Source organism: Pelodictyon phaeoclathratiforme BU-1 (assembly GCF_000020645.1).
Lineage (GTDB): Bacteria > Bacteroidota > Chlorobiia > Chlorobiales > Chlorobiaceae > Chlorobium > Chlorobium phaeoclathratiforme.
The window spans coordinates 197,688-220,117 of sequence record NC_011060.1 but is presented as its reverse complement, the minus strand read 5'-3'; the positions used below and the strand labels follow the sequence as shown (position 1 = coordinate 220,117).

Annotated in this window: 27 protein-coding genes and 1 tRNA gene; 14 read left to right on the top strand and 14 right to left on the bottom strand. The window is 48.4% G+C overall.

Going from position 1 to position 22,430, the window contains the following annotated elements:
• Positions 1 to 72 precede the first annotated feature (72 nt).
• Positions 73 to 429, bottom strand: a complete 357-nt coding sequence (locus PPHA_RS01165; protein ID WP_012507061.1) for a sensor histidine kinase — start codon at positions 427 to 429, stop codon at positions 73 to 75.
• Between the two features lie 24 nt (positions 430 to 453).
• On the bottom strand, positions 454 to 651 hold the full coding sequence (locus PPHA_RS01160) for a hypothetical protein (protein ID WP_150085539.1): 198 nt from the start codon (positions 649 to 651) through the stop codon (positions 454 to 456).
• A gap of 403 nt (positions 652 to 1,054) precedes the next feature.
• On the opposite strand from PPHA_RS01160, the gene PPHA_RS01155 reads away from it, so the two are divergent.
• Both PPHA_RS01155 and pal read left to right on the top strand, forming a co-directional pair.
• Positions 1,055 to 1,804, top strand: coding sequence for an outer membrane protein (locus PPHA_RS01155; RefSeq protein ID WP_012507059.1), 750 nt, complete (start codon positions 1,055 to 1,057; stop codon positions 1,802 to 1,804).
• Between the two features lie 106 nt (positions 1,805 to 1,910).
• On the top strand, positions 1,911 to 2,375 hold the full coding sequence (gene pal / locus PPHA_RS01150) for a peptidoglycan-associated lipoprotein Pal (protein WP_012507058.1): 465 nt from the start codon (positions 1,911 to 1,913) through the stop codon (positions 2,373 to 2,375).
• A 136-nt stretch (positions 2,376 to 2,511) separates the two neighbouring features.
• On the opposite strand, the gene PPHA_RS01145 is transcribed toward pal, so the two are convergent.
• The 4 genes from PPHA_RS01145 to PPHA_RS01130 form a co-directional block, all read right to left on the bottom strand.
• Positions 2,512 to 3,480: a hypothetical protein gene (locus PPHA_RS01145; RefSeq protein ID WP_041526373.1), complete on the bottom strand. Its 969-nt coding sequence runs from the start codon at positions 3,478 to 3,480 to the stop codon at positions 2,512 to 2,514.
• Positions 3,464 to 4,372, bottom strand: coding sequence for a DUF58 domain-containing protein (locus PPHA_RS01140; protein ID WP_012507056.1), 909 nt, complete (start codon positions 4,370 to 4,372; stop codon positions 3,464 to 3,466). The genes PPHA_RS01145 and PPHA_RS01140 overlap by 17 nt, the downstream gene beginning before the upstream one ends.
• Positions 4,373 to 4,387: 15 nt before the next feature.
• Positions 4,388 to 5,386: an AAA family ATPase gene (locus PPHA_RS01135; protein ID WP_012507055.1), complete on the bottom strand. Its 999-nt coding sequence runs from the start codon at positions 5,384 to 5,386 to the stop codon at positions 4,388 to 4,390.
• A gap of 100 nt (positions 5,387 to 5,486) precedes the next feature.
• A complete protein-coding gene (locus tag PPHA_RS01130; protein ID WP_012507054.1) occupies positions 5,487 to 5,714 on the bottom strand; it encodes a hypothetical protein in 228 nt (75 codons plus the stop codon).
• A 24-nt stretch (positions 5,715 to 5,738) separates the two neighbouring features.
• Here PPHA_RS01130 and tsaD point away from each other — a divergent pair, with 24 nt between their 5' ends.
• From tsaD to PPHA_RS01095, 7 genes are all read left to right on the top strand, one after another.
• Positions 5,739 to 6,791 carry a tRNA (adenosine(37)-N6)-threonylcarbamoyltransferase complex transferase subunit TsaD gene (gene tsaD / locus PPHA_RS01125; RefSeq protein WP_012507053.1) on the top strand — a complete coding sequence of 351 codons (1,053 nt, stop codon included), beginning with the start codon at positions 5,739 to 5,741 and terminating at the stop codon, positions 6,789 to 6,791.
• Between the two features lie 77 nt (positions 6,792 to 6,868).
• A complete protein-coding gene (gene yajC / locus PPHA_RS01120; protein ID WP_012507052.1) occupies positions 6,869 to 7,225 on the top strand; it encodes a preprotein translocase subunit YajC in 357 nt (118 codons plus the stop codon).
• An 8-nt stretch (positions 7,226 to 7,233) separates the two neighbouring features.
• Positions 7,234 to 8,337, top strand: coding sequence for a glutamine-hydrolyzing carbamoyl-phosphate synthase small subunit (gene carA / locus PPHA_RS01115; protein WP_012507051.1), 1,104 nt, complete (start codon positions 7,234 to 7,236; stop codon positions 8,335 to 8,337).
• A gap of 17 nt (positions 8,338 to 8,354) precedes the next feature.
• Positions 8,355 to 9,494, top strand: coding sequence for a pyridoxal-phosphate-dependent aminotransferase family protein (locus tag PPHA_RS01110; protein ID WP_012507050.1), 1,140 nt, complete (start codon positions 8,355 to 8,357; stop codon positions 9,492 to 9,494).
• 20 nt (positions 9,495 to 9,514) lie between these two features.
• Positions 9,515 to 10,180, top strand: coding sequence for a tetratricopeptide repeat protein (locus PPHA_RS01105; protein WP_012507049.1), 666 nt, complete (start codon positions 9,515 to 9,517; stop codon positions 10,178 to 10,180).
• A gap of 8 nt (positions 10,181 to 10,188) precedes the next feature.
• The gene (locus PPHA_RS01100; RefSeq protein ID WP_012507048.1) at positions 10,189 to 11,640 is read left to right on the top strand and encodes a B12-binding domain-containing radical SAM protein; all 1,452 of its coding nucleotides are present in this window, start codon (positions 10,189 to 10,191) and stop codon (positions 11,638 to 11,640) included.
• Positions 11,641 to 11,704: 64 nt separating this feature from the next.
• Entirely contained in the window at positions 11,705 to 12,139 is a 435-nt protein-coding gene (locus tag PPHA_RS01095; RefSeq protein ID WP_012507047.1) for a c-type cytochrome, read from the top strand.
• Positions 12,140 to 12,154: 15 nt separating this feature from the next.
• Here the strand turns inward: PPHA_RS01095 and PPHA_RS01090 are convergent, their stop codons facing one another.
• The gene (locus PPHA_RS01090; RefSeq protein WP_190274053.1) at positions 12,155 to 12,421 is read right to left on the bottom strand and encodes a hypothetical protein; all 267 of its coding nucleotides are present in this window, start codon (positions 12,419 to 12,421) and stop codon (positions 12,155 to 12,157) included.
• Between PPHA_RS01090 and PPHA_RS01085 the strand changes: the two genes are divergently transcribed.
• The 3 genes from PPHA_RS01085 (at position 12,372) to PPHA_RS01075 (ending at position 15,185) form a co-directional block, all read left to right on the top strand.
• Complete coding sequence (locus PPHA_RS01085) at positions 12,372 to 12,707, top strand: c-type cytochrome (protein WP_012507046.1); 336 nt, start codon at positions 12,372 to 12,374, stop codon at positions 12,705 to 12,707. The two genes, PPHA_RS01090 and PPHA_RS01085, sit on opposite strands and share 50 nt — an antisense overlap.
• A gap of 328 nt (positions 12,708 to 13,035) precedes the next feature.
• Positions 13,036 to 13,836, top strand: coding sequence for a pyrroline-5-carboxylate reductase (proC, locus tag PPHA_RS01080; RefSeq protein ID WP_041526602.1), 801 nt, complete (start codon positions 13,036 to 13,038; stop codon positions 13,834 to 13,836).
• 5 nt (positions 13,837 to 13,841) lie between these two features.
• Positions 13,842 to 15,185, top strand: a complete 1,344-nt coding sequence (locus PPHA_RS01075) for a BatD family protein (RefSeq protein ID WP_012507044.1) — start codon at positions 13,842 to 13,844, stop codon at positions 15,183 to 15,185.
• Between the two features lie 29 nt (positions 15,186 to 15,214).
• Here PPHA_RS01075 and PPHA_RS01070 read toward each other — a convergent pair whose 3' ends face one another.
• Positions 15,215 to 16,045 carry a glycerophosphodiester phosphodiesterase family protein gene (locus PPHA_RS01070; RefSeq protein ID WP_012507043.1) on the bottom strand — a complete coding sequence of 277 codons (831 nt, stop codon included), beginning with the start codon at positions 16,043 to 16,045 and terminating at the stop codon, positions 15,215 to 15,217.
• A gap of 102 nt (positions 16,046 to 16,147) precedes the next feature.
• Complete coding sequence (locus tag PPHA_RS01065) at positions 16,148 to 16,456, bottom strand: hypothetical protein (protein WP_012507042.1); 309 nt, start codon at positions 16,454 to 16,456, stop codon at positions 16,148 to 16,150.
• 211 nt (positions 16,457 to 16,667) lie between these two features.
• Between PPHA_RS01065 and PPHA_RS14840 the strand changes: the two genes are divergently transcribed.
• Positions 16,668 to 16,838 (top strand): YqaE/Pmp3 family membrane protein, encoded by a 171-nt coding sequence (locus tag PPHA_RS14840; protein WP_012507041.1) that lies wholly within the window; start codon positions 16,668 to 16,670, stop codon positions 16,836 to 16,838.
• Between the two features lie 141 nt (positions 16,839 to 16,979).
• On the opposite strand, the gene PPHA_RS01060 is transcribed toward PPHA_RS14840, so the two are convergent.
• The 5 genes from PPHA_RS01060 to PPHA_RS01040 form a co-directional block, all read right to left on the bottom strand.
• Complete coding sequence (locus PPHA_RS01060; RefSeq protein WP_012507040.1) at positions 16,980 to 17,801, bottom strand: metal ABC transporter permease; 822 nt, start codon at positions 17,799 to 17,801, stop codon at positions 16,980 to 16,982.
• Positions 17,776 to 18,444, bottom strand: a complete 669-nt coding sequence (locus tag PPHA_RS01055) for a metal ABC transporter ATP-binding protein (RefSeq protein ID WP_012507039.1) — start codon at positions 18,442 to 18,444, stop codon at positions 17,776 to 17,778. The genes PPHA_RS01060 and PPHA_RS01055 overlap by 26 nt, the downstream gene beginning before the upstream one ends.
• On the bottom strand, positions 18,441 to 19,343 hold the full coding sequence (locus tag PPHA_RS01050) for a metal ABC transporter solute-binding protein, Zn/Mn family (RefSeq protein WP_012507038.1): 903 nt from the start codon (positions 19,341 to 19,343) through the stop codon (positions 18,441 to 18,443). The genes PPHA_RS01055 and PPHA_RS01050 overlap by 4 nt, the downstream gene beginning before the upstream one ends.
• A gap of 156 nt (positions 19,344 to 19,499) precedes the next feature.
• Positions 19,500 to 21,182, bottom strand: a complete 1,683-nt coding sequence (gene leuA, locus PPHA_RS01045; RefSeq protein ID WP_012507037.1) for a 2-isopropylmalate synthase — start codon at positions 21,180 to 21,182, stop codon at positions 19,500 to 19,502.
• A 449-nt stretch (positions 21,183 to 21,631) separates the two neighbouring features.
• Positions 21,632 to 21,703: transfer RNA gene (locus PPHA_RS01040), tRNA-Asn, on the bottom strand.
• Between the two features lie 171 nt (positions 21,704 to 21,874).
• Between PPHA_RS01040 and PPHA_RS01035 the strand changes: the two genes are divergently transcribed.
• A complete protein-coding gene (locus PPHA_RS01035) occupies positions 21,875 to 22,414 on the top strand; it encodes a YceD family protein (RefSeq protein ID WP_012507035.1) in 540 nt (179 codons plus the stop codon).
• Positions 22,415 to 22,430: the final 16 nt, after the last annotated feature.

Genomic DNA, 22,430 nt, shown 5'->3' with positions numbered 1-22,430 from the left:
CGCATAACATCACTTTACATATTCACAATTGTCACCTTACTATCAAGCGTCACACAAATTTCACAGGCAAGATCAGGACGAGAGAATGGTTTCGCCATCAACCAGCTCCTCGAACGACTCTTTTGCAGGTGAACTCCCGTGAACTTCAACACAACACCTCGGTATATATATTTCAAATGTCGTTCCTTCCCCATCCCGACTGAATACCTCGATAAAACCGTTATTCTGTCTGACAATGCCGTGGACCGTTGAAAGGCCAAAACCGCTGCTCTCCGTCATGGGCTTTGTGGTAAAAAACGGCTCAAATATCGACTTAATCGTCTCCTTGTCAATGCCTCGACCATTATCACGTACAACCAACTGAACATACTCTCCGGGAAGAGCTTCTGAATGGCTCCGACAATATACGGCATCAAGAACAAGCGCCACAAGAAAGCAATAAAATAGTATTTATTAATGCAAATAGTAATGAATTCCTATGGCGCCGTTGACATTGAGATGCACATCGGGTGTTACATCGAGTACAGGAGCTATTTCAGCAAACAAATCCACCGGAACATCAGAGAAGAGACAGGTGACACCTACCCCCAATTCCTCCCTTGCGTATGCCCTGGGCATAACCGAAAAGAGTAACAGGGAAACAACAGTCACTATTTTGCTGACTTTGATTACGTTCTTCTTGTTATTCAATGATAGCACTTTTTGCGTTATTGATTAGCAAACATATGATTGATGTATTCCCGGCAATGAGCAGAAAATTAGCCGCAGATAAATAATAAAACTTCTTTTTACTGCAACAAACTATAATCCTTATACTTCAATACAGGCAACGCACTTTAGCAAACAATGCTACAATACAAAAAGTTCATTCCGCAAGAACTCTTTTCAGTAGTACTATACACCTGTATTCATCAATATCACAATGAACTCTTTTTACAAAAAAAAGCAATAAAGAACGAAATAAATTATTTCTTTATAAAATAAAGCTTATCATAAAACGATAACTTTTTTTCTTTTCTATTGGCACTAACCCAAAATAATCATGGAGAACACAATGAAAAAAACGCTCGCACTTCTCGTACTCCTGGCTGTAACAGGTGTTGCAAGTACCCCTGTACAAGCTGCAACCCACTACATAAGCGGTATGGGCGGCATTTCACGAATGAATAACATGACACCTGAAGAGTCCTATCAGGGCGCTGGAGGCAATAGCAATTCTAATTTTGACCTCGGTTCGGGTGTCAACGCACTGGGAGCTATTGGCTGCGATTATGGGAACTACAGGCTTGAGGGCGAAGTCGGCTATCAGCAGAACACATTGAAGTCCGGCATCAGCAACATGGATAATGTATTACAGTATTATCCACAGGAGGGATCGCGCTATGACATGAGGGGTGATGTTTCAACACTGTCATTGATGGGTAACGGTTACTACGACGTGCACCTCGGCGGTGGGGTTGATTTCTATGCTACGGCTGGCGTTGGTATTGCCCAAGTTTCATTTCATGATATGAATTTCTCATATAACTACGATCCAGTAACCAATGCCTTATATGATAATCCGAATCCGGGATATAACGATCACGCAACCACCCTTGCCTATCAGCTTGGTGCAGGCCTTGCTTTTCCTCTGTCCCAGAACGTTAAGCTGGATCTCCGCTACCGCTATTTCGCAACAACGGACTTTACCTATACAAATGACTGGGTTGACGCTTCCAGCAGCAGCAATACGCCGGTCGCCTCAGGAATAAATAGCAACATTGTCAGTCACAGTGCTCTGCTTGGTCTGAGAGTCGAGTTCTAAAATTGTCGATTATTTCACGTAACACAGGATCTCCGACGCTCCTGTGTTACACTTTTTTTCAGGACTTGATCTGAAAACCAGCTCTTACAATTACCAGGAGAATCCAATGAAATCTTTAATGAGAAGTCTGTTTATTCCAGCCATGCTCTTTCTGGGGGCTTGCTGCTGTGGGGAAGATGTCGTCGTTGCTCCAGCAGCAGCACCACCACCGCCACCACCACCGCCGATTCAGATAATTTTGCCTGGCCTCGGTGATCTTTTCTATGATTTTGATAAATCGGATCTTCGAGCGGATGCCGTCGAACAATTGAAGACGAATGCCAACTGGATGCAGGTTTTCAAAAATAACAGTGTTATCATCGAAGGCCATTGCGATGAGAGAGGTACCAATGAGTATAATCTTGCTCTTGGTGAGCGCCGTGCAAACAGTGCCCGGAATTACACCATTAATCTTGGTATTGATCCTGTCCGCCTGAAGACGGTCAGTTATGGGGAAGAAAAACCGTTTGCCACCGGCAGCACTGAGGAGGCTTGGGCTCAGAACAGAAGAGCTCACTTTGTTGCTGAATAAAATGGTATTACACAGGAAACAACAAGGGGATGCCAAAAACATGCATTCCCCTTGTTTGTATTGATACGACGCACTGACAGAACTCTTGTTGCGGATACCTTCAGGAAGCCTTCCCCCTAAAGAACAGATACCGGATTTATCCTTCAGCTTTTGACGATCGGGCAGAACGAATTACCTCTGATGCTTTGTTGAGTGACTGGCGTGACTCTTCAGCATCTGGACGGCTGTCGGCAAATTTGACGAGATCAGCCTGTTTAAGCAGATTCATGATACTTTCAAACCCGGCAACACCGAGCTTTTTCAAATCACGCTCAATCTCTTGCGTTACGGCTTCAAGTGCGCTGATACGATAGTGGTTTTCAAGAAAGGTGCGCATAATGTTGCTGAGTTCTTCATAGCATTCGTGCGGTGGCATTCCCGCTGAAAGACTTGATCCAAGTTTTTTGAGCTTTCGCTGGGCAACCTGTCCGGAATCGATCCTCTCCGCACTGTTACGTACAGTGCGTTTGAGCAGAAAAAGCAACAAAAGTACCATGCCTGCAATACCAAATGCTCCAAAAAAGAGCCCCATGATCAAAACAGAGGGAATCGAGGGTTTCAGGGGTGGCTTAATAGGCCTGAGTTCTCGCATTGAAGAGTCGGTGAGCGCTCGAACAAAAAGAGTGGTCGCTGGCCTGTAGTTTATTTTTTGAGCGATTTTTCCTTTTGTATCTCGAATCACCACCGTAAAGGATGGAATAGATTGGTGACCGGCACCAAACACACCAAATTCAAACGCAAACAAATCTTCTGCCGCACCGGAAAAAGGGGTAGTAGCCACATGTTTACGACTGATCAATTCGAAGGGCTGTTCAGCCGAAGTGCCACTTCTGTCAAACCCTTCAAGTGAAGCAACCTCTTGCTCCGAATGGCGGACCCTGATGGTATAGTGCATGCGATCGCCAACAAGAACCGTGTCGGGATTAACCTTCACGGTGATTGTGGGCTGAACCGTTTCCGCTGCAGAGGAAAAGGAAGAGGAAAGTACCATCAGGAAGATGAAAAGCGGCAAAAAAGGAAGCCACTTCCGGAGCCCGACCCTGTATCTTTCAAACCTTGCGTTCACGGTGCTGAAAAAATGAGTTGAGATCACCAATAAACGAACGATCGGTATCAAGAAACAGCGAATCAATACGCATGCGCCGAAGGCGGTGACGAAGTTCCTCATAATGTTTGCACTGCACACTCCGATAATGCTCTATTTCGCGACGGCTTCCGCCATCAAGCGTAAGTCGCATACCGGTTTCAGGCTCTTCGATATCGAGCAGACTGCTAAGGGGAAGGGCCTTATCGAGCGGGTCACTGATATGCACAAGAATAAAATCGTGACGGGTATTAAGAAGCTTCATACCTTTTTCATAGTCGCTGTCCACCAGATCCGTCAAAAGAAAAATGATTTCCTGCCGCTGGCGGGTATAACGAACAAAAGAGAGGGCTGCGTTGATGTTGGTGGCAGAGTTCCCTGGCTTCATCCGAATAAGTTCTTCGAGAATCACCAGCACATGATGGCGCCCCTTGCGAGGTGGAATATAGGTTTCAACACGATCAGTAAAGACAAGAAGCCCAACCTTATCATTGTTCTGAAGGGCGCTGAACGCAAGGACGGCACTCACTTCAAGAGCAACCTCCTTTTTACTGTGCTCCCGGCTGCCGAAAAGCATTGATGCCGATGCGTCAACAACAAGCAATAAACTCCGTTCGCGCTCCTCGGTAAAGAGTTTGACATATAATTCATGTTTTCGGGCAGAGGTATTCCAGTCAATAGAGCGGACATCATCGCCATACTGGTACTCACGCACATTACTGAACTCAATACCTTTTCCCTTGAACGAGGAGTGATATTCACCGCTGAACAGTTCGCTGGCCATCCGCTTTGAGCGGATTTCAACCCGTCTTATAATATTCTGAAGTTCCTTCAGATGCTCTTCACTCTTTTCCACACTCTTCTCCGTGCTCATGTTCGTCCGCCAACGTTATGGAACCTGCACATGCTGCAATATCTGGCGGATAATGTCGTCCGGCTTGATGTTGTCGGCCTCGGCTTCGTACCCCGGTCTGATACGGTGGCGGAGGGTATCGTAGGCAATGGTCTTTACATCCTCCGGTGTTATATAGGGGCGATGCTGCAGGAATGCATGGGCTTTGGCCGCAAGAAGCAGAAATATCGAGGCCCTGGGTGATGCGCCATACTCAATCATGGCTTCAAGCTCAGCCATGCCATACTGCGCCGGTTTTCTGGTAGCAACAACAAGATCGACAATATAACGCTGTACCCTTGGATCGACATAAATTCTATCGATCAAGGCTCTTGCCCTTGAAATATCGTGAGGCTGGACAACCGGTATGACCGGCAACTCGCTGACTGTGGTTGCCGACTGCAACATAATCTCAAGTTCCTCGTCGTATGAGGGATAATCCACAAGAACCTTCATCATAAACCGGTCAACCTGAGCTTCAGGAAGAATATAGGTACCTTCGTGCTCAATCGGGTTTTGGGTCGCCAGTACCATAAAGGGTTCCTGCAGAGGGAAAGTCTGGCTGCCAATCGTTACCTGATGCTCCTGCATGGCTTCAAGAAGCGCAGATTGTACTTTTGCTGGAGAACGGTTTATTTCGTCAGCAAGAATAACGTTGGCAAAAACCGGCCCCTTTCGGGGATAGAACTCCATATCTTTTGGATTGTAAATCATGGTGCCGATAAGATCGGCAGGCAACATATCCGGGGTAAACTGGATACGCTGGAACTTCAGGTTCATTGCAGCGGCAAATGTCCTGATAATAAGTGTTTTGGCTAATCCGGGAACCCCCTCAAGCAAAATGTGGCCATTGACCAGCATTGCAATAAAGATCCTGCTGATCACCTCGTGCTGACCAATAATGCGCTGCGAAAGCTGCTCCCTTGTTTTTTCAAGAAAACGGGAGGCCTCCGTTATCTGCTCTCCAAGCTCCTCCAGTTCTACTGCATGTTGCATCGTAAATCCTCCTGCGTAAACTCTGTTAAGGAAACGGTTCCCGGTTTGGTAGAGCCTTCCGGTTCCCTCATTGGGCTGTGCCGGAAATACCACATCATCTTCAAATTTTCTTCATAAAACCCCTGAATCCCAGAATCAGCAGTGCAAACCCAATAGCCGTCGCTGACCATGTGTAGAGATCGGGGATATAGAGCATACTGTTAAGAAGACCGAGATCAGGAGCCATAAGAAGCATAATGTTTGCTCCGACAAGGATCAAAAGCACATGGAAAGCGCTTACCTTCTCACGCTGTTTGCTATTATTGCCTGGATTGTTAGCTTTGCCCATAACCTATACTGAAATAAGGATACCATGAATATTTTAGGCATAGAAACCAGTTGTGACGAAACATCGGGAGCCGTGCTTTGCAGCGGACAGGTGCGCTCGAATGTTGTCAGTTCCCAGCGCTGTCACGCACACTTTGGCGGTGTTGTACCGGAACTGGCTTCACGTGAACACGAACGGCTTATTGTTTCAATTGTGGACGCTGCCGTAACTGAGGCCAATATAACAAAAAATGATCTGGATGTCATAGCCGCGACCGCCGGTCCGGGCTTAATCGGCGCCGTCATGGTCGGACTCTGTTTTGCCCAGGGCATGGCGTATGCGCTCCAAATCCCTTTTGTCCCGGTCAATCACATCGAAGCCCATATCTTCTCTCCCTTTATTCAGGAGGATCCTTTCCACTCCTCCCCTGAAGGCGCTTTTGTGTCGCTGACAGTTTCCGGCGGCCATACCCTGCTCTCCGTTGTTGAGCCTGATCTCTCCTACAGCGTGATCGGTCGAACGCTCGACGATGCCGCTGGAGAGGCGTTCGACAAAACCGGCAAGATGCTCGGCCTCCCCTATCCGGCAGGCCCGGTAATTGACAAACTGGCAGAAAAGGGAGATCCCGCTTTCCACCTCTTTCCACGAGCGCTCACCTCAAAATCGCAGACCAGTAAAAACTACCTCGGAAATTTTGATTTCAGTTTTTCCGGCCTGAAAACCTCCGTACTCACCTGGCTGCAAAAACAGAGCGCTGAATTCATCGAACACCATAAAGCCGATATTGCCGCATCCATCCAGTATGCCATCGTCAGCGTACTGGTTGAAAAAACCATTGCAGCAGCGCGAAGCAGAGGTATCAAGAGTGTTTCAATTGCCGGAGGAGTCAGTGCAAACTCAGCATTACGAAGAGCCATGAAAGAGGCTTGCAAGAGAGAGGGCATTACGCTCCATGTTCCGGGGACTGTCTACTCAACCGATAATGCCGCCATGATCGCTACCCTTGCCGCACTTAAACTCTCACGGGGCATGAAGGCTGAATGCTGCTACAATATCGCGCCTTACGCAAGCTTTGCCGCTGGCTCAAGGATGGCATGATTGAAATAGTTCCATAAATACATTACATTACTGAGCAGAAAAAAACCGTTACGTTTTTTTAAAATCACGACAATACCATGCATAACTTCATACAGCCACTCCTCCTCTTTGCACCACCCGTAGCAGGACAGGCGGCGCCAAATCCGCTCATTCAGATTGTCCCCCTGGTTCTTATCTTCATTGTATTTTACTTCTTCATGATCCGTCCCCAGCAAAAAAAGCAGAAGGATCGTGAAAAAGTTCTCGACAGCCTGAAAAGAGGCGACAAGGTTGTCACCATAGGCGGCGCTCATGGTACCGTTGCCGGAATTGACACGGAAAAGAAAACCGTTCTGGTCCAGGTAAGTGAGACCACAAAAATCAAGTTCGACCGTACCGCTATTGCCAATATAGAAAAACAGGAAACCAGCGATAAACTCACGACCAAGGAATGAGAAGCAACATGCAACCAACAGCAGCAAAATTGGTCCTGGAAAATGGTTCAGTCTATCATGGAACCGCGTTTGGTCACATCGGAGAAACAACTGGCGAGGTGGTTTTCAATACATCGCATACCGGATACCAGGAAATTCTCACCGACCCATCCTATGCCGGCCAGATGGTGATGATGACCTATCCGCTGATAGGAAACTACGGTATCAACCCGACGGATAATGAATCGGAAAAAATATGGGCTTCGGCTTTCATTGTCCATGAAGTGTCGCGCGTTCACAGTAACTTCGAAGCCACTGAAAGTCTTGACTCCTGTCTCAAAAGAGCTGGTGTAATGGGTCTTGCCGGTATTGATACCCGCAAGCTTGTACGCGAAATCCGTGAAAAAGGGGCCATGAGAGGCGTTATTTCCGCCCTTGAAACAGACGACGAAAAGCTGAGAGAGACAGCGCTTCAAAGCCCTGAAATGAGTGGCCGTGATCTGGTCAAAACTGTTACAGCCAAAGAAAATTATACCCTTGAAAAGGAGAACGCCCGCTATCATGTAGCAGCACTTGATTACGGCATCAAAACCAATATCCTGCGCATGCTGCAAGATGCAGGGTGCCGCATAACAGTTCTTAAGGCCGGAACATCCGCTGATGAGATAATCCAGCTTAATCCGGACGGAGTTTTTCTCTCAAACGGACCTGGTGACCCTTCAGCCGTCGGTTATGCAATCGAGACCATCAAACAGCTTGTCGATTATAACCGCACGACAAAGCCATTACCGATTTTCGGTATCTGCCTTGGTCACCAACTGCTTTCGCTGGCGTTCGGCGCAGAAACCTACAAGCTGAAATTCGGCCACCACGGCAGCAATCACCCGGTTAAAAACCTCGCCAGCAACCAAATAGAGATAACCTCACAAAATCATGGTTTTGCTGTAGAGATGGAGTCACTGCCCGATGAGCTTGAAATGACTCACCTCAACCTTTATGATAATACCGTAGAGGGTGTAAAACACCGGCATCTACCCTGCTTTTCGGTGCAGTACCATCCTGAAGCCGCTCCTGGACCACACGACTCCCATTACCTCTTTGCAGAGTTCACCTCACTTATGGATTTAACGTAACCCATTCTTCTGAAGAGATGAAAAAAAGACTATTTACACCAGGGCCAACCCCTGTGCCAGAAAATGTCATGCTTCGCATGGCCGCACCGATTATCCATCACAGGAACCCCGAGTTCATGGAGATTCTGACCAGGGTTCACGCCGATCTCAAGTATCTGTTCCGAACAACCCAGCCTGTTGTTGTGCTCAGTTGTTCGGGGACTGGCGGCATGGAAGCAACAATTTCGAGCATCTTCAAACAGGGCGACAAGGTCATTACCATCAATGCCGGCAAGTTTGGCGAACGTTGGGGAGAACTGGTACGCGTCTTTACCGGAAATTGCGTTGAGGAAAAGGTGGCATGGGGTTCCGCCATTCAACCAGAAAGAATGGCAGAGCTGCTCAAGGAGCATCCGGACGCAAAAGCTGTCTGCCTTACCCATTCGGAAACCTCAACGGGCACGGCTGCTGATATCAAAACACTCAGTGCACTGATCCGTGAAGAGTCAGACGCACTGGTGCTGGTTGATGGCATTACTGCGGTCGGGGCACATGAGTTCCATTTTGATGACTGGGGCGTCGATGTCTGCATCACCGGTTCACAGAAAGGACTGATGATGCCACCGGGGCTTGCGCTGGTAGCCATATCCGAAAGAGCCCAGGATATCATCAAGGGCCAAAGCGGTATGCCACAGTATTACATGAGCCTGAAAAAAGCCCTGAAAGCCCATGCTGGCGACGACACTCCTTTCACTCCGGCTGTTTCGCTGGTAATCGGCCTTGATGAGGCATTGCAGATGATCAAGGCTGAAGGGATTGAAAATATCTGGAAACGGCACGAAAGCCTTGCCAATGCTTGCCGTCAGGGATGTAATGCGCTTGGCATGAAGCTCTTCAGCAACTCCCCGTCGTTTGCCGTTACTCCCGTATGGATCCCTGAAGGGGTAAAGTGGTCGGCATTCAACAAAGCGCTGAAAAACAGCAATGGCATAACCGTTGCCGCTGGTCAGGATGAGTACAAGGACAAGATTTTCCGTATCTCTCATCTTGGTTTCTACGATGAGCTCGACATGCTGACCGTCATCGGTGGGATTGAACGTGCGCTGAAGGAGATCAACTTTGATTTTGAAATTGGCGCGGGCGTCAGCGCTGTACAAAAAGCATTTCTTGGCAACTAAGCCACGAAAGCGCTTTTGCCATGATGCTGCTGCACACACTCCTGCTTGTTTTTGCTCTCGCACCTTCAATGCAGGAGATGCTGGGGGAGTATCGTTTACGACTCAAAGCCGATGCATTCTATGAACGGCACGCTTACAGCCGGGCAGAAACCGTTTATCGGGAGCTGGCAGCCCTTCCTGAACAAAACGAGAGGGGGGTTGCCAGCTTCAATCTTGCCTGCGCCCTCTATATGCAGGGAAAATATCCTGAAGCCGCAACACTGTTTGCTCTCAGATCAAAAGCTGAGGGCAGACAAAAAGAACTCGGCGTGAAAGCGATATTCAATGAAGGCAACACCCTCGCAATGAAAGCTATCGGAAGCAACGGAAAAGCAGAAAAAAAGATACTTTTCCGCCAATCGCTCAATCGCTTCAAAACGGTACTGTTAACTGATCCTGATGAGGGTGATGCAAAAATCAACTATGAAATTGTCCGCCGTTACCTTTATGAACTTGAGCAATCCGAGCACCCCTCTTCATCCAGCTCCGGCAAAAAAAGCGCCTCTCCACCGCCCTCGGGTATCAGCAATGATAGTGCTGAACGTCTGCTTGACCATGCCCGGCAGGATGAAACTGCGCTGATGCGGCACCTCCCCCTGAGAACAAAATCGACTGCGCAGGGTAGCAAAAATAATCGGGACTGGTAGCATAGAGCATGCCGAGACAAAAAAATGTTCTGCTGGTTTTTCTTCCATCGGAAAGCGGTGTTGATGGTGCCCGTTCTCTTTACGACGAGAAAAGGAGCAACCCTCTGTTACGGAGCTTCAACCACTCACTCAGAAGCTTGATCAAACAGAGTCAGTTTGCTATTCCACCGCTCTCGCTCATGATCCTGAGCTCTCTTGACGTACCGGGAGTCGAGCAGTCGATCTGCGACATGCGATTCGAGGAATTTCCCTTTGATAAAACATGGGATCTGGTAGGCATAAGCGTCCAGACAGGAATGGCAAGAAAAGCGTTCACTCTTGCCGATCAACTCCGTTCCAGAGGAATTGCAGTTGTCCTCGGAGGCGCACATGTAACGCTCTTCACCGACTCCTGCAAACCCCATGCAGATGTTCTTGTACTTGGAGAGGCTGATGACCTCTGGAAGGAGGTACTGACCGACCTCACAACAGAGAGACTCAAACCGCTCTATCAATCCGCCAACTTTCCCGATCTCAACATCTCAAGGCCTGTCAGTAAACGATCACTGGTCAAAAACCGATACTTCACCACAAACCTTATCCAGACAGGAAGGGGGTGCCAGTACAACTGCGACTTCTGCAATGTGCATCTCCTGAACGGCCATACTCTCCGCAGAAGAGCAATTGCTGACGTTGTCAGTGAAGTTGAACGCTTTAAACTTCATGACCAGAGAATATTCTTTTTTGTTGATGACTCCATAAACGCCGATCCCCTCTATGCCCAGGAACTTTTCCGGCAACTCATCCCCCTCAAAATCCGCTGGTTCGGACAATCCACAACCACCCTCGGCCAGCAGCATGAACTGCTTGAAACCTTCGCCCGTTCTGGATGCCAGGCTCTCCTGGTTGGTATTGAGAGTATCGAAGCAAAAAGCCGACATGCACATAAAAAAAATCAAAACCGGGCGGGTGAACTTGTCTGCGCAATTAAAAATATCCGGGAAGCAGGAATCAGCCTTTACGGCAGTTTCATTTACGGTCTCGACGGCGACACGCTCGACACTCCGGCCGCAATCCTTGATTTCATAAACCAGACAAAGCTCGACGTTCCCGGCATCAATATTTTGCGCCCCATTCCTGGGACAAAGGTTTTCGAACGACTCCGCGAAGAGGGACGACTGCTGTTCGATCCCCTTGATGTTACCGCATATCGTTATTCGTTCGGCCAGGAGATGCTTTACCAGCCAAAAAACATTCCTCTCGACGCCTTTGTCGAGAGCTATTCACTCCTTACACGACAAGTGTTCAGCATCAAAAATGCCCTTATCAGAGGCGTGAGAGCTCCACAAGCAAAAAGTGCCGTGATGCTCTTCAATCTCTTCTACGCCCATCTCTACAGACTTTCCCGCCACGATTTACAGCAACAGATGGAAAAAAAACATACAAAAAAACCATTTTGCCATACGCCGAATAATTTTTAAACTGTCTGTCATGATTTCTGAACCACACCCGGCACAACAATCAAAACCTGTTTCAACAATGACCATGAAGCCTTTCCTGCCTTTTTTGACCGTAGGACTCTTTTTCCTCGGTGCATGCGGCCTTGAAAAACCACCAGCCTCTCTTGAGTTTCCTGAAGCAAAGACTGACGCCGCACCAGTTGCTGCACCAGCCGCTGCTCCGGTTGCCGAGCCAGTAAAGGAAGAAGCACCGGCAGACCCAAAACTTGCCGCAGGAAAAACCATCTATGACACAAACTGTGCCGCATGTCACGACGCGGGTATGATGGGTGCACCGAAACCCGGAGACAAAGCCGCCTGGAGTGCCCGTATTGCTCAGGGGGTAGAAGTGATGGCTAAAAAATCAATTGACGGCTTCACAGGTAAAGCAGGCATGATGCCGGCAAAAGGTGGCAACGCCAGTTTGACAGATGAAGAGGTAACCAACGCTGTCGCCTTCATGGCCGACAAATCAAAGTAAAGGAAGCTCCTTTTTTTATTGAGCGGGATCTGCAGAACGCAGCTCCCGTCTCTCTTTCCCGAATGGAAAGTACACTCCTGCCATCTGATTCTTAATCCGTTTCTTAACGGCGCAGATATCGAAACCATTTGGATTGATACGGTTAAAATGGTAAAATTGGGGTCTTTCATTTTCTTTGGCGGCATCAGCCGTAACCATAAACTCAAATAATAATTCCAAGGGAGGATCCTCTATGTCTCGTTTTCTTTCAGCCGCCTTTTGCGCACTTTTTGTTTTTTCCATGAGCTCAACCGATGCCCAGGCTGCCTACAATGCCGCAGCAGGAAAAACCGTGTACGACGCCAACTGTTCAACCTGTCACAAGACCGGCATAATGGGAGCTCCTAAAACCGGCGATAAGGCGGTATGGGCACCCCGTCTCTCCTTGGGAGAGGCTGTACTTGTCAGCAAATCCATCAAAGGCTTCACAGGCAAAAAAGGGATGATGCCCGCAAAAGGTGGTAATCCAAAGCTCACCGACGCCCAGGTCGGCAATGCTGTAGCGTTCATGATCCAGCAGAGCAAATAAAGAGTACCGCTTTCACGATTCTAAACAAAGCGGGAGAAGATCCCGCTTTGTTCTTGTTCATTCCGGGCCCTGATAGCAGTCAAAAATGCCCTCGCTTTCCTGCCTGAGATGCCTCGATGGAATATTGGCATTACTCCCCCTGGCTCCTGTACAGCCTATCATCACACAGCAATCTCCGTGTAAACAGCCGACTCTGCCCTCCTCAAACGCATCAGATTTCGTTCACATAACAGAGCTGGCAAGAGAGAGGCCTCCTCTGTAAGGATGGAAAATCGGATGAAAAAGTGTACATATCGGTATGCTCTTTTCATTCATAAAAAATAATTTCATGAACGATCTTCATATTGGCTTTGTCGGAACAGGAAGAATTGCCCGTGCGCTTATTGCCGGACTCAGCCAGAGAGAAGGGACTTTTCTTGCAGGATTTGACAAGGAACCAGCCGCTCTTGCCTCCATTGCCGCCGATTACCCTGTTTTGCCATGCCTCTCAATTATAGAACTTGCCCTGAAATCACAGGTCATTATTCTTGCCGTCAAACCCTACCAGATGGAAGAGGTACTCGGGGAGCTGAAACCCGTTCTCGGCGCCAAACACCTGCTTATCAGCGTTGCAGCGGGAATTTCCTCGGAGTTTATCAGGAAATTTGCACAAGCGGAAACACGTGTTATCAGGGTAATGCCTAATACACCAGCATTTGTTGGAAAGGGAATGACCGCTCTTTGCCGGGGGAAAATGGCTACAGACGAAGATCTCCTTCTTGCCTCTGACCTTTTCCGTTCCATTGGCCAGGTGGCGATCCTTGATGAGTCGCAGATGGATGCAGCAACAGCCCTCTCCGGCAGCGGACCGGCCTACATGTTCCATATTCTGGATGCTCTGGCCGAGGGAGGTGTACAGTGCGGCCTTTCCCCTGCTGAAGCCCTCCTCCTTGGTGCACAAACCATGATCGGGGCCGCAACAATGGTACTCTCTGGACAGAAAAGCCCGGCAGAGCTCAAACGGGATGTTACAACTCCAGGAGGAACAACAGAAGCTGGACTGAAGGTCATGGATGAAAAAAATATCCGGCAGATTCTGGTTGAAACAGTTGCCGCCGCTGCGGCACGCTCCAGAGAACTCATGAAATAATCGATATGGCCACAGGCTTCGCTCGTTATCGCTACCGCCCTTTTTTACTGCTTATCCTGGCGCTCCTTTGCGTTCCGGCATTCGCCGGAGCGTCAAAGGTGCTCGAAACCGAGCCATTCCTTGCCTCCTCAATAAACAACGATCACCCCTTTGTAGGCCAGGAGGTACTCCTGACCTATCGGCTCTATTTTAATACTGACGCACCAAAAATATCTGATGAAGTAGCTCCTTCTCTTCAGGGAGTATGGGCAAGTGAAACCAAAACAGAACGCTTTATCAGAAGTATCCCGGTAACAATTCAGGGAAAGCAGTTCAGAAGTGCCGTCATCAAGCAGTTCAAAGTGGTACCCATCCAGAGTGGCAAAATCACCTTGTCAGGCTACAGCATGCTGTGCACCATCCCGCAGGATAACGTCGCAATGGATGGAAAAGTACTCCCTGACAACCGTTTCCGTATAACAGCGCCCGCGCTTACCATCTCTGTCCATGCCCTGCCGGAACCCGTTCCGGATAAACTTTCCGGGGCAGTAGGCCTCTTCTCGCTCAACCTCATGGCCGACAAGCAAAAGCTCAAAACAGGAGAGCCACTCTCCCTGAAACTGACACTCGCCGGAACAGGGAGCCTCCTTACCCTTGAACTTCCCAGCCTGCTCATCCACGAGAGTTTTCGTCGTAACCCTCCGGAAAGAAAAACAATCCTGTCAAAAGAGTCAGAGTTGACATCGGGCACTATTATCTCAACAATGGTAGTCTGGCCCCAATCGAAAGGTGTTTTTCAGATCACCGCAACACCGCTTGTTGTTTTCAATCCTGAAACAAAACGGTTCAGCACTCTTTACGCACAACCTCTCACCATAACAGTCGACTCAACAGCACAACAAGCTACAGCCGACGAAAGTGCTCCTCTCAATACCTCTACAGAAAAAAAGAAAACCATCACCTCAATCTTCATTGCAATCGCATTGCTGATAGTAATGAGCTCTGCAGCAATTGTTTTGGTAAGAAAAAAGCGTCTTATGGACGCAAAGCGTGTACTGGCTGAAAACAAAAGTGAACAACCAGAAGCGTCTGGAAAATCTGCCCGAACCATGAAAGAGCAACTTTTCACCTTGCTGGAAGAGGCAGGCATAAAAAGCCCTGGAGGTATGACAAGGACAGAGCTGAACGATGCGATGCAGGAAATCAAAATCCCCGATGAAACCCGCTCAGAACTCCCCGTTGTGCTTGACTCATTGGACAGAATCCTTTACAGCCCTTCCAGAGAAAAAGAGAGCCGAATCCCTGACTGGATTACAACAAAAGTTGAAGCTCTCTTGCGTGCACTGAAAAAAGCAGGCTCTTCACGCTGAAACAAAAAAGAGCTCCCCGATAAAGAGGGCTAATCCGGCAAACCAAAAAGAGCAATTGCTCGTTCGGGATAATCCGTGATGATCCCTTCAGCTCCAAGCGACTTCATGGCCAGCATCTCCTCCCTCCGGTTGACCGTCCAGGGTATCATGCCGATACCCTTTTCATGAAAAGCTTCTGTCATCTCCCTCTCAACAAGAGAAAAATGGGGATTGACATATCGGGGAACAAAACCAAGCTCCAGCATAAGTCTGTCGGGATTGTGCCTCTCCTCAATCAAAAGTCCATAACAGAGCCGAGGGTTCACTCTCCACGCAGCCCGAATCACCCTCTCATCAAAAGACTGAATCCTGACTCGCAATGATAACCCGGCAGTTTCTATAAGCTGAACAACCAGCGCAGCATATTGGTCAGGCGGCGGATGAAACAAATCATCCTTGTCTGGCCACGATTTGATTTCAAGATTATAGATCATTTCTCCCTTCATACCCGACGACACTATATAGGAGTCGACCTCCCTGAATACGGTGGCAAGAGGTGGTTTGAAGGAAGCAACACGAAGCTGGCCCGGAAAAGAGGGATGAGGCAACCCACAGTCAAAAGAGGCGATATCGGCAGAGTTCATCTCATAAATGATGTAACGAAACCGATCTTCAGCGCTCAACTGATGACCATGAGCATCAGCACAGAGAGGGGCTGAAAGCCATGGATCATGGGAAACAAGAATCTGATGATCTTTCGATACAACCAAATCAAGCTCAAGAACCCTGATGCCAAGAGAGGCGGCATGACAGAAAGCATGAAGGGTATTTTCAGGAAAGAGGGCCCTTCCACCCCGGTGAGCCTGTATTTCGAATGCCATACTGATCCCTTGTATTGGCTGCAGGAGGCAAACACCCTGCCCTACCGGCAACGTTGCTTTACCAGTGAAAATACTATTGAAAAGAGCTGCCTGCCTGGCCTGTTAAGGGTTACGTTTGCCTGAAGTAACGCGGGATGCCTTGGAAAAAGCTTTCTTTTTTGGTTTTCTTTTCTGCAACCGATTACCATCCACACTTTTCGAAGCGGGATGCTTGCCAGCGCCGTTCACACCAAATAAATCAGAAGATGTTTTGCTTCTGTTTTTGTTAAACCGATTTTTGCGATACTTTTTTTCAAGGTCAGCGTACGGACTGGGCGGGTCTGGAGAGGTATTGTGGTTATTAAAATTCGGCTCATCAATGACCTCATCAACATCATCCAAAACCACGTCGGGATGAACTTTATTAAGCAAGTTTTTTCTATTTATGTTCAACAAATCAAGAGCACTCTTTTTACTCAGGATTATTTCTGAAGGGACCTCAATTTACAATTTTAGAATTAAAATGCAAGAAATAGCATCACCCGTTAACAACAACGGAACCTCCGAAGAAAGTTTTTGCATTGCTTCTTGTCTGTATAAGTATTAAATTTACGATTATTTCATAAAAAAAAGGAGCTTGAAGATGGATATTCGCAGATGGATTCTTGCAGTTGTTCTTCCCCCGGCTGCAGTTACAAACAAAGAGGCCGGGACGATCATGCTGACCGGGCTTCTCACGCTGTTCGGCTGGTTGCCGGGTGCCGCTTTCGCAATCTTCATGATGCTCCAGGAGCAACGCCAGGTAAAAGCCTGACACACCATCCTGCCGCTTCCGGTTGCTCCAGACACCTCTGAACTTGCCAAAAAAAATGATTGGTGAGGTTAAAGGGTTTTTGGGAAACCTCCCGGAACCGCTTCAGGAGAGAGAGCACGGGCAGACATTCAGCCCGTGCTGTTATCGACCCCTCAAGAACGTGCTGACGAATCGCCATCCTTGCGCAAGAAAAAAGGAAAACCCTGCAACAAGAATAATGGTTGCTCCGGAAGCAATATCAAGCAAAAAGGAGAGCCAGAGCCCCAAAATGCTGAAAAGCGCTGAAAGCACAACTGCCCGAACCATCATCCCTGGCAAGCTGCGGCTCAGCATCCGCGCAATGGCTGCAGGAATCGTCAGAAGCGCAATCACCATCACAATACCCACAACACGCACCATAACCACCACCGTCAGGGCAATCAGACAGAGCATTACAAGATAGAGTGCCGTTGTCTGCAACCCCGATACGGCAGCATACTCCTCATCAAACGAGATAGCAAGAAATTCCTTGCTCAGCAGCCATACCACAGCAAGAATAAGCAGATCGAGCAACAGAATCATCCACAGATCAAATGATGGAACCGTCAGAATATTGCCAAAAAGATAGCTGAAGAGATCGGGAGCATACCCCGGCTTAAGGCCGATAAAAAGAACTCCAACGGCCATTCCGACCGCCCAGAACGTTCCGATTGCGGTATCTTCAGCAACCTTTCCCTTCTTGCTCAACAGACCAATAGCCAGCGCTGCAGCCAAACTGAACGGAATAACGCCAAGCAGCGGATTGATCCCAAGGTAGTAGCCCAGCCCAATCCCTCCAAACGCCGTATGCGCGATACCTCCACTGATAAAACCAATCTTTTTGACCACCACATAGGTGCCAATAACACCACAGGCAACACTGGAAAGCAGTGCTGCAAGGAGCGCATTACGCATGAATTCAAAGGCAAATATCTCTTGGAGCATAAAGGGTAGTGTTCAGAGTAGCAATTCCACTCACATGATCTTTTATTCCTCCGATATCGTGGCTGACAAGGACTATGGTGAGCTTTTTTTTCTGGTTATCGAGCAAATCGTAAATGGTGGTTTTCATCTGCGGATCAACGCTTGCTGTCGGTTCATCGAGCAGCAGCAATTCGGGCTCCCCGGCAAGAGCCCGGGCAATAAGAGTCCGCTGCAACTCTCCTCCCGACAAGGTACCAATCCTCCGATCAGCCAGCCGTTCCAGACCAGCCACGCCAAGCGCCGCATCAGCCTTCTCCCTGTCGATACGGTTAAAGTGCTGAAACAGTTTTTTTTTCGACAGCCTCCCCATAAGCACCAGCTCACGAACACTGATCGGAAATTCGCGGTCAAAAAACAGCCGCTGGGGTACATAACCGATACGCTCAGGAAAGCTTCCGGGCAGAGCACCAAAAACGCTCACACTCCCCCCGGATGATTTCTCCAAGCCAAGAATCACCCTGAGCAATGTGGTCTTCCCCCCGCCATTTGGCCCGACAAGACCGAGATAATCTCCCTTGCAGACTGACAGGGTCACGCCATCAAGCACCATTACTCCCCCAAGCTCGACCGAAAGCCGGTTACACTCGATAACAGGAGTCGTCATGGCAAGCTTTCGCTAAACGCCTGTGTCGCACTTCGGAGATTTTCCTGATAATCAGCAGCGAGGGGATCAACACTGCGGGTTACCCCACCAATTTCTGCAGCAATGGTTTTCGCCTGGGAAATATTAAACTGGGGAGAGACAAAAACCACCTTGATATGGTTCGCTTTGGCTTTTTCAATAACTCGCTGCATCTGCCCTGGAGTAAGCGTTTTGCCCTCCTCCTCAACTGCGATCTGTTCAAACTGGTATGCTTCGGCGTAGTACCCCCACGCCGGATGGAAAACCAGAAAACGCCTGCTCTTTAAGCTGGCAACCTTCTGTCGAATCTCCCTGTCGAGCGCCTGCAGCTCCGCAACAAGCTTACTGCAGTTCACGGCATAATCATCCCTGTGCGCCGGATCTGCCAAAACAAGAGCTTTTTCGATATTTCGGGCAATAATCACCCCGTTTGCAGGTGAGAGCCAGTAATGAGGATCGTAACCTTCGTGATGATGTGCATCTTGTTCGTGATGATGTGTCTCTTGTTCATCATGATGCTTTATCGGAATCAGGCGAACACCCTCTGCTCCATTACAAACCCTCAGCTCCCTGTTGATCGACAAAAAACGATCCATCCAATCCAGCTCAAACTCAACCCCGGAACCCGCCTTGATGAAAAGGGTTGCCTCGCCGAGTTTAACCATTTGCCGGGGAGCAGGCTCATAACTGTGAGGGTTTCCGCCCGGCGGTACCATTACTGAAACGGAAACATGGCTGCCTCCGATCCTTTCTGCAAAGTAGGAGAGGGGTGCAATAGAAGCAACAACCTGTAACTTCCCTCTCCTTGCAGGCTGAACGCATCCTGCAAAAAAAAGCAAAAGGGGCAGCACCGCAATACATTTTATCACAAACCTCACCATAAACTCACCATTTTTAATCTTTGATAATGCAGGAAAGAGAGAATCCCCTGCACCCACACATCCGCAAGATACAAAAAAGATGCTGCCGTTCCGCCAAAGGATAACCAGCGGTAACAAGCAGATAAAAAAGCTGTTACCGCCTTGTTTCCTGTTCTGTTACGGCAGTCTGTTCAGGGCACTTACCGTTGCCTTGATTGAGGCAAGACTGATATTCGAATCGATCCCTGCACCAAAAGAAACCCGTCCATCGGTACAGCCAATCTTGATATAAGCTATAGCAAGAGCCCCGGCGCTTCGCCCGATAGCATGTTCTGCATACTCATCAACACTGAAATCCACTCCACTCTCCCGCACAAATCCTTTGACAAAGGCATCAAGAGGACCATTACCCTGTGCGGTGAAATTGAACTCCTTCTCCCGGGTCTGTACGATACAGCTTATGGTGGTATCCTCTTCATCCTGACGACGAGGCTCTTCATCATCCCAACTGATCTGACACTTCTTGAGCGTAATCGGCTGCCGGAGTTTGACATATTCAGCATGAAAAAGATCATGAATCTGCTCCACCGACAACTCGACACCAGTCGTATCAGCAACAGCCTGTACCACTTCAGCAAAATCAGGCTGCATCCATTTCGGTATCTGGATACCATACTCCTTCTCCAGCACATAGGCCACCCCACCCTTACCCGACTGACTGTTGATACGCACGATAGCCTCATAATTGCAACCAACATCCTGAGGGTCAATCGGCAGATAGGGAACAGCCCACAACCCACCGGGTGAGAGAGGTTGCGCTTTCATCCCCTTGCTGATTGCATCCTGATGCGAACCGGAAAAAGCCGTATAGACCAACTCCCCCGAGTAGGGATTACGAGGATGAATATCCATACGGGTACAGCGGCGATAAACCTCACGTATCCGTGGAAGATCGGAAAAATCCAGCTCAGGATCGACGCCCTGACTGAAAAGGTTCAGCGCCATAATGACAACATCCATGTTACCACACCGCTCGCCATTACCGAACAAGGCGCCCTCAACACGGTCAGCACCGGCCATCACCGCCAATTCAGCAGTAGCAACCGCAGTTCCACGGTCATTATGAGCGTGCACACTGATCAGAACAGCATCCCGCGCCTTGATGTTGCGGCAGAACCACTCAATGCGGTCGGCATAAATATTCGGCTGCGACATTTCAACCGTTGAGGGAAGGTTCAGAATGATCTTTTCATCCGCAGAAGCGCCCCAGGTATCCATAACCGCATGACAGACATCAAGCGCATAATCAAGCTCCGTACCGGTAAAACTTTCAGGGCTGTACTCGAAACGGATTCCCGCATTACCACTCTCATCCTTCAGGCGGCGAACAAGCGCCGTTCCTTCAACAGCAATCGCCTTGATCTCCTCCCTGTTTTTGCGGAAAACCACATCCCGCTGCAAAGTCGATGTCGAGTTGTAGAGATGAACAATGGCATGTTTCGCTCCGCTGATGGCATCGAAGGTCTTGCGTATCAGGTGCTCCCGCGCCTGGGTCAACACCTGAATCGTCACATCATCAGGAATAAGACGCTCTTCGATAAGCCGACGGGCAAAAGCAAACTCCGTAGCCGAAGCTGAGGGAAAACCAACCTCAATCTCCTTGAAACCAATAGAAACAAGAAGCTGGAACATGGTTACCTTTTCCTCAACGCTCATCGGCACGGGCAGCGCCTGGTTTCCGTCACGAAGATCGACACTGCACCATATCGGCGCTTTCGTAATGCTCTTGTCAGGCCAGCTCCTTGCGGTAATGGCCACCGAAGGATACGCTGCATACTTCCGATACTTCATCTTTTTCATAACGCCTTTTCCTTTTTTATCCTTTAAACGAAAAAAGCCACCAACCCGAAAAGGGTGGCGGCTTCGACAATGTTCACTCTCTGGCTGAAAAACGAACTAAAAGACACCTCCCTCCGGAGCCACTATGCTGAGTAGCAGCAAGGCCAGGGAGAGCAGGAGGTTTTTCAGGTTCGTTGCACGCATGTCAGCACAGAAATTCAACAGATGACTTAAATCACTTTCACTGAAAATAAAAAAAACAGAAACAAATACATACATGATTCATCATGAATTTCAAACCTGTATCAACTGCTCAGTAAAGAGTCAGCAATAAAATTCAGATAATCAGCTCTCATTATAGAATGTGTGCCATTGTTGTGGTTTCGAGAAAAACTTTACAAAGCGCTATATCCGATGGACTGAAAAGAAAAAAGGCACTACACCGCTTAAGTGTACTGCCTTTTTTTGTGCTCCGCGGGCAGGACTCGAACCTGCAACCCTGCGATTAACAGTCGCATGCTCTACCATTGAGCTACCACGGAATCTGTATCAGCATTATTTTCGCTGATGGGGTGTTAATATACACCGCTTTTTCTGAAATACAAATCAGAAATGACTTTTTTCTTCATTTTGTTCAAAGTAGTAGCGCATGGCCTTTTCATTTTCCATAATAATTTTTGTACATTGGTTCTCTTTTACTGAAAAGATGGTCTATGCATAAAGAAAAATCGCTGATAGAGATTGGTCTGGTTACTCTTGTGGAGGGAACCAATGAGTTCCATTTCACCTGTAATGCGGCAGATTTTGCCGGTCGTCAGTTGGCTGAGGCTGGTTTTACAAGAGAGATTGCGCTGCATGTGATTGCTGAAAAAAGTGCCGATGAAATAACCATAACCATCAACACTTCGACGCTGGCTGATTTCACGTGCGATATCTGCCTTGCACCAGTATCAAAAAACCTGACAGGGACACTTGTGCTCTCCTATATCTTCGGTACCGCTCATGATGCTGATCATGAAGGAGATGAAGATTACAGTCGCCTGGACAGAAATGCTGAATCCATTGACATTACCGGAGAAGTGTGCGAAACGCTGCTGCTTTCGTTACCCATGAAGGTGACCTGTACGGATAACCCTGACTGCAGGCTTTACGGCAGCACAGGATATATGGAAGAAAATGAAGAGCCTCAGTCCGGCACGAACACGCTGTGGCATGAGTCCCTTGAAAAGCTGAAAAAAAATATCGTTAACTGACTATAAAAGAGTACCG